This is a genomic window from Burkholderia sp. LAS2 (assembly GCF_018417615.1).
GTDB classification, from domain to species: Bacteria; Pseudomonadota; Gammaproteobacteria; order Burkholderiales; family Burkholderiaceae; genus Burkholderia; species Burkholderia sola.
Window position 1 is genome coordinate 1,301,751 of record NZ_CP071053.1, and the last position, 12,461, is coordinate 1,314,211.

A 12,461-nucleotide genomic window follows, 5' to 3' on the forward strand; every position below is an offset into this window, starting at 1 on the left:
CGTGCAACGGGGCTCCGTCGCGCCGACACGCGTGTATACGCCTAGTTCGAATCCGTTAAGGCGACTATTTGAATGCAGGGTCGGCGGGCGGGGGGCGTTGGACGTTACGAATGGCTTTCAAGGTGGCCCGGGAGGCCGGCGCGCGTGCATGGTTTCCGTCCCGATGCGGGCTTCAACTGCGCGCGAGATGCGCGAGATACGCGCAGAACATGTCGGCCATCGCGTCCGAGTACGCGTCGATTTCCGCGGGCGTGCGCGCGGTTTCGGAGAACGCCTTGCCGCCCGTCGTGAGCGTCGTCAGGATCAGCTCGCACGCGAGCGCATGCGTGGCGTCGGGCACGTCGGGCAGCGCTTCGCGGATGAACGCGCTGAACGCCCGGTTGCCCTCGGCCTTCACGTCCTGCGCCTCGGGGGCGTCGCGATAGAGCGGAGCCGCGTCGTCGAGCGCGGTCCGCATCGGCGCCTCGTCGCATTCCGAACGGATGAACGCGTGGACGGCAGTGCGCAGCCGCTCGGGCGGCGTCTTCTGCGTGTCCTGCAGGATTGCGCACAGCATGTCGTGCGTCTGCCGCCACTCGTCGTGCTGGAGCCGGAACAGCACGGACGCCTTGTTCGGGAAGTACTGGTATAGGGAGCCGACGCTCACGCCGGCCCGCTCGGCGACGCGCGCCATCGTGAAGCGCTGCGCGCCTTCGCTCGCCAAAACCTGAATAGCCGCCTGCAGGACGTCCTCGACGAGGCGGGTCGAGCGCGCCTGCCGAGGCTGCTTGCGCGTGGCGATCGGGGCGTTTCGGCGGTCGGTCATGAGCGGTTTGCCAATGCGAATAGTAAAACCTGAATAGTTCGTCATATTCTAGTCGGGTGCACTGACGCACTCAACCCGATACGGAGATATCGCATGACCACCCTGATGCTCGACCCGCTGGCTTCGCTGCTGGCGCGCCTGTTCGACGAAGCCGACGCGTCGTCGCCCGCGACGAGCCCGGCCTTCACCAACGTGTCGCGCGACGAGCAAGCGCGGCTGATGCGCAGCAAGACGGACTACGCCGATCTGTATGCGCGCCTGAAGGACTACCCGCTTCCCGTGTCGCGCGAGACGGGTATGCTGCTGTACATGCTCGCGCGCAGCGGCGGCGCGAAGGCAATCGTCGAATTCGGCACGTCGTTCGGCATCTCGACGCTGCATCTCGCGGCCGCGCTGCGCGACAACGGCGGCGGCCGGCTGATCACGAGCGAGTTCGAGCCGTCGAAGGTCGTGCGCGCGCAGGCCAACCTGGCGGCGGCCGGCTTGGCCGATCTCGTGGAGATTCGCGAAGGCGATGCGCTGCGCACGCTGGCCGCCGATCTTCCGGATTCGGTCGACCTGCTGCTGCTCGACGGGGCGAAGGCGCTGTATCCGGAGATACTCGCGCTGGTCGAGCCGCGGCTCAGGGCGGGCGCGTTCGTCGTGGCCGACAACGCGGAATACAGCCCCGACTATCTTGCTTACGTGCGCGCGCCGGAACACGGCTACCTGTCGGTGCCGTTCGGCGGCGACGTCGAATTGTCGATGCGGCTGCGCTGACCGGACGGAGCGAGGGTGTCGACGATTTCACGCTTCCCCGCATCAAATATAGGAAAACTGATTAAGCGGAAGCGGGGCGAAAGGTGAAGGGATGATCCCCGTCGCTGCGACGCCGTGCGCGTCACTTCAGGAACACATAGCGCGCGAAGTACGGGAAGCGGCCGACCGCATGCTCGGTCGTGCACGTCGCGGCCGGCGGCGTGCCGCCCGCCGTGTCGAGCCGCTGCACGAAGCGCACGCCGGCGAGCGTGCCGGTTGCGGCCGGCGTCGCCGCGAGCAGCAGTTGCGGAATGCTGGCCGGGCTGGCGCTCGGCACTTCCGCGAGCTTCTTGCCGGTAATGCGGCTGCCGTCGAGCGCTTCCCACGACGGTCCCGCGCCGTGCCGGACGACGAGCGTGCCGCCGGCATCGAACAGCAGCGCTTCGGGGTGCTGGAATGTCCACGCGAGCCGGTGTTCGGCATCGTATTCGCACGTGTAGACCTGCAAGCCGCTCGCGGTGGTCGTCAGCACCGGCGTGGCCGGCGCTGGCGCCGTGAGGCCGGCAGCCTCGTTGGCGTGCGAAGGCGCGGTAAAGGCCGCGAGGGAAAAACCGGCCGCAAGGGCCAGCAGCATGTCGCGTGTCGGGGAGCGGCTTGGCATGACGGGGCGTCCTTTCAGGTCGGGTGACGGTCGTATGGCGTCGATCCCGTCAACGTTAGACGCCGATCGCCCAGGCCGCAACTCGGAAATGACGATCGCGGCGATAGTCGCCGCGATTGCCGGAGGGCGGATGCGCGATCAGCGGATCGCGACCGGGTTGATATTGACCTGCGTGGAGCCGACGTACAGCGGCTGGCCGAGCACGAACAGGAATTCCCATGCCTTGTCGCGCACCAGCGCGCGGCTGTCGACCAGCTCCAGGTTGTAGATGCCGCGCTTCGCGAGCATGTACTGGTTGACCGGGAATTCGTCCTGCGTATGCGGATTCGGATAGACCTCCGACGCCCACGTGTCGCCGCCGAACGCGACGATCCCCTGATCGGCCAGCCACTTCGCGGCTTCCATGCCGATGCCGGGCTCGACGGCGAGGAACTGCTTGTCGTCCTTGCCGACCAGTTCGAGCCAGCCGGTGTTGAACAGCACGACGTCGCCCTTGCGCAGCGTCAGCCGCTGCTTCTTCAGCACGGCCTGGATATCGGCGACCGTGAACTCGGTGCCGCCCGGCACGATCGGCTTGCCGTAGTGGGCGGTCATGTCGAGCACGACGCCGCGCGTGACGATCGGCGGCACCTTCTCGACGCCGAGCTTCTTCACGCCGTCGACGGTCACGAAATCGGCCGCGCGGTTGCCGTTGTAGTACACGTTGTCGATGCCGATGTGGCCGATGCCGTTCAACTGCGTGCCGACGCCGGTCCATGCGTTGACGAGTTCGTCGTTGAACGTGAACTTGTTCGGGCCGAGGCTCTTGCCGGCCTGCTGGCCGACCTGCACGTTGTACAGCCGGAAGCTGCGGTGGCGGTACGCCGGCAGGTTCTTGTCCACCGGCACGGCCAGCGGATAGGTCTTGCCGGCTTTCACGAGGCCGACCGCCTGCTTGACGACGTCGGGCGTCAGCAGGTTGGCCGCGCCGATTTCGTCATCGGCGCCATAGACGGACGGATACCAGCCGGCCGCCGCCGCCTCGGACGGGGCGGCGTGGGCCGCTTGCGCGGCCGCGAACGGCAGGATCGCGGCGAGCGCGAGCCGGGCGAGCGTCGCTTTCATTCGAGACTCCTGTCGATCGTTATGCCGCGGCTTGCGCGAGCGTCGGGTAGTCGGTCAGGCCGTGGGCGTCGCCGCCGAACAGCGTGTTGCGGTCGTGCGGCGCGAGCGCGGCGCCGGTGCGCAGCCGCTCGGGCAAGTCGGGATTCGCGACGAACGGGCGGCCGAATGCGACGAGGTCGGCCCAGCCGGCGGCGATCGCCTCGCGCGCGCGCTCGGCGGTGTATGCGCCGGCATAGATCAGCACGCCCGGGAACGCGGCACGCAGTTGCTGCTTGAAGGCGACCGGCATCAGCGGCGCGTCGTCCCAGTCGGCTTCCGCGATGTGCAGGTAGCCGACGCCGAGTTCGCCGAGCAGCTTCGCGGCGGCGAGGTAGGTCGTTTCCGGATCGTCGTCGACGCAGCCGTTCAGCGTGGTCAGCGGCGCGAGGCGGATGCCGACGCGCGATGCGTCGCCGGTCCCGTCGATCAGCGCCTGCGTGACTTCGCGCAGGAAGCGCAGCCGGTTCTCCAGCGAGCCGCCGTATGCGTCGGTGCGCGTGTTCGCGTTCGAATCGATGAACTGGTTCACGAGGTAGCCGTTCGCGCCGTGCAGCTCGACGCCGTCGAAGCCGGCTTCGATCGCGTGGCGGGCGGCGGTGCGGTACTGGTCGACGATCTCGTGGATCTCGTCGATCGACAGCGCGCGCGGCTCGGACGCCTGCACGAAGCCCGGCGTGCTGCCGTCCTCGCCGGCGATGAACACGTTCACGCCCTTCGCCTGGAGCGGCGACGACGACACGGGTTGCGCGCCGCCGAGCAGGCTCGTGTGGCTCAGCCGGCCGACGTGCCACAGCTGCGCGAAGATGCGGCCGTGCGCGGCATGCACGGCGTCCGTCACCTTGCGCCAGCCGGCGACCTGCGACGGCGTGTGGATGCCGGGCGTCCATGCGTAGCCCTTGCCGAGCGGCGCGATGTAGGTGCCTTCGCTGACGATCAGGCCCGCACTCGCGCGCTGCGCGTAATACGCGGCCATCAGTTCGTTGGCTTCGTCGCCGGGCTGGCTGGCGCGCGAGCGCGTCATCGGCGGCATCACGATGCGGTTTGGCAGCGTCAGCGCGCCGAGTCGCAGCGGTTGGAAAAGCGGGTCCTGGGTCATGGTGGATTCCTGTCGGTGCCGCGGCCGGCGGGCCGCGGACGGGTCATGTCGGATGAAGGCGGCGTGTGCTCAGTCCCACTTCGGCGCGAGGCCGTCCGGGTCGACTTCGCGGCCGTTGCGCTCGAGCGCGGCGATCTGCGCCATGTCTTCGCCGGTCAGGCGCAGCGTCTGCGCGAGCAGGTTGCTCGCGAGGTTCTCGCGCTTGGTCGACGACGGAATCACCGAGTAGCCGAGCTGCAGCGCCCAGGCGAGCGCGACCTGGGCCGGCGTCGCGTCGTGACGCTGCGCGATCGCGCCGAGCACCGGGTCGCCGAGCACCTTGCCGTACGCGAGCGTCATGTACGACGTCACGTGAATGCCTTCGGCGTTCAGGAACTCGACCAGCTTGCGGTTCTGCAGGTACGGGCTCAGTTCGATCTGGTTCGTCGCGATCGCGTCCTTGCCGACGGCCGCGATCGCTTCCTTCGTCAGTTCGATGTTGAAGTTCGAGATGCCGATCTGGCGCGTGAGGCCCTTCGCCTTCGCGTCCGCCAGCGCGGTCATGAACGCGTCGATCGACACGCCGTTGCCCGGCGCCGGCCAGTGGATCAGCGTCAGGTCGACGACGTCGGTGCGCAGCTTGCGCAGGCTTTCCTCGAGGCTGGCCGCCAGTTTTTCCGGCGCGTAGTTGTCGACCCAGATCTTCGTCGTGAGGAACAGGTCTTCGCGGCGCACGCCCGACGCGGCGATCGCTTCGCCGACTTCTGCTTCGTTGCCGTAGATCTGCGCGGTGTCGATCGCGCGGTAGCCGACTTCGAGGCCGTTGCGGACCGAGTCGATGACGACCTGGCCTTGCAGGCGGAACGTACCGAGGCCGAATGCGGGAATCTTGCTCATCATGTGCTCCTGAAAGAGGGGGAACGATTGCGGTATGGAAGTCATTCTGGCGCGTGAGACTGATGAGATAAACGCGTTCATCAGTCAAAAATATTTGATTTGAAGTCAAATATAGGTCGCGCCATGGGCGTCCGGACCGTGGTCGCCGCTTATGCGGCGCGCGTCTGCGGCGTCGTGTTCGGATGGAACGCGGGCAGCACGTCCGATGCGATTTCGGCCATCGTCTCGTCGAGCGGCCGCCGGTTGCGGCGGAAATGCAGGCCGATGTGCTGCACGCCCGCGTCGCGCATCGCCGCGAGTTCTTCCGTCAGCGCGATGCGCCCCGCGCGGGCGCCGAAGCGGTGCCGCTGCAGCGGTTCGTGCGGATCTTCCGCGAGGTCGAGATGGATGAAGCTCACGTACGGCTTGTCGCCGGCCACTGCGTGCCAGTTCGCGGCGCGCTGCAGGTGATCGGCCGGCGTTCCCGGATACGCGAGGCAGCCGTCCATGTGTTCGCCGATCCACGCAGGCGTCTGCTGTGCGAGGCCCGCGACGAGCAGCGGCACCGGTGAACGGGCGGCGGGCAGCACTTCCAGGCCGGGCGGCAAGTGTCCGCGCGCGCCGTCTCGCAGCAGCGCGATCTGGTCGCGGAAGTTTTCGCCGCGCGTGGCGAAGTCGCGGCCGAACAGCGGATATTCGACCGGCCGGTCGCCGCTCGCGACGCCGAGCAGCAGGCGACCGCCGCTCAGTTCCTGGATCGTCGCGGCCGATTTCAGCGTCAGCAGCGGTTCGCGCAGCGGCAGCACGACGGCCGCGGTGCCGAGCAGGATGTCGTGCGTGATTCCGGCGAGGTAGCCGAGATACGAGAACGTTTCGAACACCTGCGCGGCATCGCCGAACGACGGGTCGTACACCGGCACGTCGCGCACCCAGAGCGCGCGAAAGCCGAGCGTGTCGGCCAGTTGCGCGAGCTCCGCGTGGATGTCGAGGTCGGGCACGCCGGGGTGGCGGCCGTCATGCCGGCGTTTCGCGTTGCCGGACGGGGTCCAGTCGTTGTCGAGCGGCAGTTCGATGCCGATGCTGAAGCCGCCGGCGGCGAGCGTGTCGAGTGAAGTGGACATGGTCGGGCTCCGTTCAGATCGCGCGCAGGCTGCCGTCGAGCCGGTAGAAATCGAGCGACGGCGCGGTGAAGAACGAGCGCGACGTGCCCGCGGCGAAGTCGTCGATATGCACGACGGTGGCGCGATCGGCTTCCTGCCACGAGATCGCGTAGGTGTCGTCGGCGATGGGCTGCCACGTATAGGCCACTTCACCCTTCGCGCCCGCGTACGGGCCTTCGGTGATCTCGTAGCGCATGTGGAGGCCGTCTTCGTCGTACGCGTTGAGCGCGGTGAGGCCGTCGTAACGGACTTCGAAAGTCTTGCCGGCGAACGGCGGACGTTGGGTCGATGCGTTCATGCGGGTGGCTCCTGCAAAAGGATGGCGTTCAATGGGCGAGTTCGACGGGTTCGGCCGTGCGTTCCGGCAGGCCCTGACGGCTGTCGAGACGGCCGCTCAGCGCGGTGAGCGCAAACGCGCCGAGCGTGACGACGGCGGCGATCCACGGCGTGTGGCCGAGGCCGACGTTCGCGACGATCAGGCCGCCGAGCGACGACCCGCCGGCCACGCCGAGGTTGAAGGCGGCGATGTTGAAGCCCGACGCGACGTCGGTGGCGTCCGGCGCGAAGTGGCGCGCCTGCTTGACGACGTACACCTGCAGCCCCGGCACGTTGCCGAACGCCACGGCGCCCCACGCGAGCATCGTCAGCACCGCGAGCCATTTCACGTGGATCGTGAAGGTCAGCGCGAGCAGCACGATCGCGAGCAGCAGGAAGATCCGCTTGAGCGCCTTCACGGGGCCGACGGCGTCCGCGAGCTTGCCGCCCCACACGTTGCCGACCGCGACCGACACGCCGTAGCCGACGAGCACGAGGCTGACCTGCGACGGCGTGAAGCCGGCGATCTGTTCGAGCAGCGGCGCCATGTACGTGAACGCGATCAGCGAGCCGCCGTAGCCGACCGCCGTCATCGCATAGACGAGGAGCAGGCGCGGCTGGGCCAGCACGCGCAGCTGGCGGGCGAGCGGCGCGGGCGGCGTCTGCGGCAGCCCGCGCGGCACGAACGCGACCGCGCCGAGGAACGCGACGAGGCCGAACAGCGCGACGATCAGGAACGTCGCGCGCCAGCCGAAGTGCTGGCCGATGAAGGTGCCGAGCGGAATGCCGGCGACGAACGCGACGGTCATCCCGCTGAACATCGTCGCGATCGCGCTGGCGGCCTTGTCCTTCGGCACGAGCGTGGTCGCGATGATCGAGCCGACCGAGAAGAACACGCCGTGCGCGAGGCCGGTGAGCACGCGCGCGACGATCAGCGATTCGTAGCCCGGCGCCTGCCACGCGACGAGGTTGCCGACGGTGAAGAGCGCCATCAGCCCGGCGAGCAGCGCCTTGCGCGGCACGCGGCCGGTGAGCGCGGTGAGGAGCGGCGCGCCGATGGCCACGCTCAGCGCGTACAGGCTGACGAGCAGGCCGGCGGACGGCAGGCTGACGCCGAGGTCGGCGCCGATCGTCGGGATCAGCCCGACGATCACGAATTCGGTGGTGCCGATGGCAAAGGCGCTGATGGTCAGCGCAAGCAACGCGAGTGGCATGACGGGATCCGGGTTTCAGTAGGAATGGATCGCAGTGTGCCGGCTTTACTTTTGCGGAAAAACTGGTCTATAAACCAAATTGTTTTGATTTCAGATCAACAATGAAGATCACTCTCGACGAACTCCAGGCCTTTGCCGCCGTGGTCGACACCGGTTCGATCACGGCCGCCGCCCAGCAGCTCGACCTCACCGTGTCGGCGACGAGCCGCACGCTCGCGCGGCTCGAGGAAAAGCTGAAGACCACGCTGCTGCGCCGGACCACGCGCCGGCTCGAACTGACCGAGGAAGGGCGCGCGTTCCTGCAGGATGCGCGCGCGATCATCGAATCGGTCGAGAACGCGGAAGAGCAGATGCTCGCGCGGCGCGAGATGCCGTCCGGGCGCCTGCGCGTCGACGCCGCGACGCCGTTCATGCTGCACGTGATCGTGCCGCTCGTGCGCGGCTACCGCGAGCGCTTCCCGAAGGTCGAGCTGGAGCTGAACAGCAACGAGGGCATCATCGACCTGCTGGAGCGGCGCACCGACGTCGCGATCCGGATCGGCCGGCTGAAGGATTCGACGCTGCACAGCCGGCGGATCGGCAACAGCCGGGTGCGCATCCTCGCCAGCCCCGACTACATCGAAGCGCACGGGCAGCCGCGCAAGGTCGAGGATCTGCCGAAGCACACGCTGCTCGGCTTCACGCAGCCCGAATCGTTGAACGTATGGCCGATCCTTGGCGCGGACGGCGAGCCCTGCCGCATCGAGCCCGACGTCTGGTCGTCGAGCGGCGAGACGCTGCGGCAGCTCGCGCTGGCGGGCACGGGGGTCGTGTGCCTGTCGGATTTCGTGACCGCGCAGGATCGCGAAGCGGGGCGGCTGGTGCAGGTGCTTGCGCGCCAGACGCTCGACGTCAGGCAGCCGATTCACGCGGTGTACTACCGCAATACCGCGATCTCGTCGCGGATCGCGTCGTTCGTCGACTACCTGATCGAGGTGCTGGGCGGTGGCAGCGGCGGCGATGCGCCGGCGCGGCGCAAGGCCGCGTGGATGGAGTCGCAGTAGCGACGCGGCGCTGCCTTTCCAAGTTCGGCGTGCCGCGCGGCGGCACGCCGTCGTGCGGCGATTACGCCTCTTCGGCCCAGGACATTCCGTCGCGCGCGAGCAGCGCCGACGAAGCCGCGGGCCCGAACGTGCCGGCCGTGTACAGGCGCGGCCGGTCGCCGAGCTGCTTCCAGCCGTCGAGGATCGGCTCGACCCACGACCAGGCGGCTTCGAGTTCGTCGCGGCGCATGAAGTGCGTGAGGCGGCCGCGGATCACGTCGATCAGCAGCCGTTCGTACGCTTCCGCGCGCCGTTCCGGAATCGCCTGCTGCAGGTCGAGGTTCAGGCTCACCGGCACCATGTTCATTCCGCTGCCCGGCTCTTTCGCGAGCATCTGCAACTGGATCGACTCTTCCGGCTGAAGCTGGATCACGAGACGGTTGCCGTAATTGCGCGGGCCGGTCGGGATGATCGAGAACGGCATGTCCGCGAACTCGATCACGATTTCCGACTGGCGGCGCTGCAGCCGCTTGCCGGTGCGCAGGAAGAACGGCACGTTCGCCCAGCGCCAGTTGTTGATGTGCGCGCGCAGCGCGACGAAGGTTTCCGCACGGCTGTCCGCCGGCACGTTGTCTTCCTCGAGATAGCCCTTGACCGGCTGCCCGTCGACCGCGCCGGCCGTGTACTGGCCGCGCACCGTGTCGCGCGCGACGTCCGACAGCGACATCGGCCGCAGCGAGCGCAGCACCTTCAGCTTCTCGTCGCGCACCGCGTCCGGGTCGAGCGACACGGGCGGCTCCATCGCGACGATGCACAGCAACTGCAGCAGGTGGTTCTGCACCATGTCGCGCAGCGCGCCGGTATGGTCGTAGAAGCCCGCACGGCTGCCGACGCCGACCGTTTCCGCGACCGTGATCTGCACGCTGCGGATGTTCGGCGCCTGCCACAGCGGCCCGAAGATCGGGTTGCCGAAGCGCAGCACCATCAGGTTCTGCACGGTTTCCTTGCCGAGATAGTGGTCGATCCGGTAGATCTGCGATTCTTCGAAGTGCTTGCCGACCGCGTTATTGATCGCCTTCGCGGACGCGAGATCGTGGCCCAGCGGCTTTTCGAGGACGACGCGCGAGTGCGCGTCGACGAGGTGCGCGGCCGACAGGTTGTCGCAGATCGTCGTGAACAGCTCCGGCGACGTCGACAGGTAGAACACGCGGATCGCGTCGCCACGCGCCGCTTCGGCGAGCCGCAGGTAGTCGTCCGGCGCGTTCACGTCGATCAGCACGTACTTGAACAGGTCGAGGAAGCGGCTCCACGCGTCGGCGTCGAACGCCTTCTCGTCGATGAACGGGCGCGACTGCTCGTCCATGAACTTGCGATAGCCGTCGATGCCCCAGTCGCGGCGGCCGACGGCGATGATGCGCGTCTCGGGCGGAAGATTGCAGTGCAGGTGCGCCATGTACAGCGCGGGCAACAGCTTGCGGGCGGCCAGGTCGCCGCCGCCGCCGAAGATGATCATGTCGACGGGCCGGTCGGCCGCCGTCTGGGAAGGCTGATTCGTCATGGGAGGTTCGCGGTTTGAAACGGTGAACGTGAAACGAACGTCGAGGGCAATCGGGCGCCGGATGGCCGGCGCCGGTACGGCAAAACGCAATAGTGCACCGTTTTGATGGTTTGCGTGTGCGTTCCCCCGGATGTAACAGGGCTTGCGTTCTCGTTGATGGCTCGATTATGATTGAGTGCTCACTCATTAAAGGAATCGAACGTGGCCCGACCGCGCAGTCCCGACAAGCACGAAGCCATCCTCGCCGCAGCCGCGCGCGCGCTCGCCGAGGACGGCGCGACCGCGACGACCGCGCGCATCGCGCGGCTGGCCGGCGTGGCGGAAGGCACGGTGTTCACCTATTTCGACACCAAGGATGCGTTGCTGAACGCGCTGTACGTGAGCCTGAAGGCCGACATGCGCGAAGCGATGATGACCGGGTTTCCGGAACACGCGCCGGCCGAGCAGGCGGTACGGCATGCGTGGAACGGCTATGTGTCGTGGGGCGTCGCGAATCCGGACGGCCGGCGCGCGCTGCAGCAGCTCGGCGTGAGCGGGCGCATCGACGACCCGCATCGCGCGGCCGGCGCCGAAGGCTTCGGCGCGATCCGTGCGCTGCTGCGCGAACAGGTCGCCGCGTCGGGCGCGCTGAACCGCGACGAAGCGCATGCGTTCTGCTCGGCGTTGTTTACGTCGATCGCGGAAACGGCGATGGAATCGATCGCACGCGATCCGGTGCGCGCCGATGCGTACCAGGAAGCCGGCTTTCGCGCGTTGTGGGCCGTGTTGCACGCGGTGTGAGTCAGGCACGGCCGTCGGGCGGCGCGTGCCGCGATGGCCGGCACGGAGTTTCAGGCAGGGCGATGCGGGTCATGAAGGATCGGTTTATCGTCCATATTAATGAGTGAGTAATCATTCATTTTCATCGTTTCACCACGATCAAGGAGTGGAAAATGTCGAAAGTCTGGTTGGTAACAGGGGCCGCACGCGGCCTGGGACGCGCGATTTCGGAAGCCGTGCTGGCGGTGGGCGACCGACTGGTGGCCGGCGCACGCGACCCGGCGCAACTGGCCGATCTGGCCGAACGGTATGGCGACCGGTTGCTGCCGGTCGCGCTCGACGTCACCGACGAAGCGGCGGCAGAGCAGGCCGTCTCGGCGGCACGCGCCGCATTCGGCCGCATCGACGTGCTGGTGAACAACGCGGGCTACGGCCATACGGCGCCGTTCGAGCAGATGGGCGCCGACGTGTTCCGCGACCAGATCGAAACGAACCTGTTCGGCGTGATCAATCTCACGCGCGCGGTGCTGCCGACGATGCGCGCACAACGCGCGGGGCGCATCTTCCAGGTATCGTCGGTCGGCGGGCGCACGTCGACGCCCGGGTTGTCCGCGTATCAGGCCGCGAAGTGGGCGGTCGGCGGATTCAGCGACGTGCTCGCGAAGGAAGTCGCGCCGTTCGGCGTGCGCGTGTGCACGCTCGAACCGGGCGGGATGCGGACCGAATGGGCCGCGCAGGCGAAGCGCGACGTCGACGATCTGCTGCCCGACTATCAGCCGTCGGTCGGCAAGATTCTCGAGTTGCTCGGTGCGTATGGCGGCCACGAGGTCGGCGATCCCGCGCGGATCGCGGCGTTGATCGTCGACCTGTCGCGCCGCGACGACGTGCCGCTGCGCCTGCTGCTCGGCGGCGATGCGCTGTTCGTCTGCGAGCAGGCGGAACGGCAGCGCGCGGAAGAGGCGGCGCGCTGGCGGGACGCCACGCTGTCCACGCAGTTTCCGGACGCGAAGCTGCCGGACGGACTGGAGGCGCTCAAGGCGATCGAGTAAGGGCGGCCGCTGTCGCGGGCGGCGCGTCGATCGCGTCGATCGCGTCGACCGCGTCGCTCCCGCAAGCCGGGTCGCGTGCCGGCGCG

The 12,461-nt window shown here is 68.0% G+C and carries 13 protein-coding genes; 4 read left to right on the top strand and 9 right to left on the bottom strand.

The annotated features are described in order from the left end of the window. Positions 1-172 precede the first annotated feature (172 nt). Positions 173-850 (bottom strand): TetR/AcrR family transcriptional regulator, encoded by a 678-nt coding sequence (locus JYG37_RS26300; protein WP_213346178.1) that lies wholly within the window; start codon positions 848-850, stop codon positions 173-175. A 48-nt stretch (positions 851-898) separates the two neighbouring features. Here JYG37_RS26300 and JYG37_RS26305 point away from each other — a divergent pair, with 48 nt between their 5' ends. After that, the gene (locus JYG37_RS26305) at positions 899-1,564 is read left to right on the top strand and encodes an O-methyltransferase (RefSeq protein WP_089489847.1); all 666 of its coding nucleotides are present in this window, start codon (positions 899-901) and stop codon (positions 1,562-1,564) included. 121 nt (positions 1,565-1,685) lie between these two features. Here JYG37_RS26305 and JYG37_RS26310 read toward each other — a convergent pair whose 3' ends face one another. The 7 genes from JYG37_RS26310 to JYG37_RS26340 all read right to left on the bottom strand — a co-directional run bounded on the left by JYG37_RS26310 (position 1,686) and on the right by JYG37_RS26340 (position 7,987). After that, entirely contained in the window at positions 1,686-2,204 is a 519-nt protein-coding gene (locus JYG37_RS26310; protein WP_050012135.1) for a DUF3455 domain-containing protein, read from the bottom strand. A gap of 138 nt (positions 2,205-2,342) precedes the next feature. Further along, a complete protein-coding gene (locus JYG37_RS26315) occupies positions 2,343-3,308 on the bottom strand; it encodes a cyclase family protein (RefSeq protein ID WP_089489846.1) in 966 nt (321 codons plus the stop codon). A gap of 19 nt (positions 3,309-3,327) precedes the next feature. Further along, complete coding sequence (locus JYG37_RS26320) at positions 3,328-4,443, bottom strand: alkene reductase (RefSeq protein ID WP_089489845.1); 1,116 nt, start codon at positions 4,441-4,443, stop codon at positions 3,328-3,330. Between the two features lie 69 nt (positions 4,444-4,512). Further along, positions 4,513-5,319: a 2,5-didehydrogluconate reductase DkgB gene (gene dkgB, locus JYG37_RS26325; RefSeq protein WP_050012132.1), complete on the bottom strand. Its 807-nt coding sequence runs from the start codon at positions 5,317-5,319 to the stop codon at positions 4,513-4,515. Positions 5,320-5,468: 149 nt separating this feature from the next. After that, a complete protein-coding gene (locus tag JYG37_RS26330; protein WP_050012131.1) occupies positions 5,469-6,419 on the bottom strand; it encodes an LLM class oxidoreductase in 951 nt (316 codons plus the stop codon). A 13-nt stretch (positions 6,420-6,432) separates the two neighbouring features. Beyond that, positions 6,433-6,756 (bottom strand): MoaF-related domain-containing protein, encoded by a 324-nt coding sequence (locus JYG37_RS26335; RefSeq protein WP_050012130.1) that lies wholly within the window; start codon positions 6,754-6,756, stop codon positions 6,433-6,435. 28 nt (positions 6,757-6,784) lie between these two features. Beyond that, positions 6,785-7,987 carry an MFS transporter gene (locus JYG37_RS26340; RefSeq protein WP_050012129.1) on the bottom strand — a complete coding sequence of 401 codons (1,203 nt, stop codon included), beginning with the start codon at positions 7,985-7,987 and terminating at the stop codon, positions 6,785-6,787. A gap of 101 nt (positions 7,988-8,088) precedes the next feature. On the opposite strand from JYG37_RS26340, the gene JYG37_RS26345 reads away from it, so the two are divergent. After that, a complete protein-coding gene (locus JYG37_RS26345) occupies positions 8,089-9,030 on the top strand; it encodes a LysR family transcriptional regulator (RefSeq protein WP_050012128.1) in 942 nt (313 codons plus the stop codon). Positions 9,031-9,091: 61 nt separating this feature from the next. On the opposite strand, the gene zwf is transcribed toward JYG37_RS26345, so the two are convergent. Further along, the gene (gene zwf / locus JYG37_RS26350) at positions 9,092-10,567 is read right to left on the bottom strand and encodes a glucose-6-phosphate dehydrogenase (protein WP_050012127.1); all 1,476 of its coding nucleotides are present in this window, start codon (positions 10,565-10,567) and stop codon (positions 9,092-9,094) included. A gap of 201 nt (positions 10,568-10,768) precedes the next feature. On the opposite strand from zwf, the gene JYG37_RS26355 reads away from it, so the two are divergent. Next, positions 10,769-11,347, top strand: coding sequence for a TetR/AcrR family transcriptional regulator (locus JYG37_RS26355; RefSeq protein ID WP_050012126.1), 579 nt, complete (start codon positions 10,769-10,771; stop codon positions 11,345-11,347). 152 nt (positions 11,348-11,499) lie between these two features. Then, positions 11,500-12,375, top strand: coding sequence for an SDR family NAD(P)-dependent oxidoreductase (locus JYG37_RS26360; protein WP_213346179.1), 876 nt, complete (start codon positions 11,500-11,502; stop codon positions 12,373-12,375). Positions 12,376-12,461 lie beyond the last annotated feature (86 nt).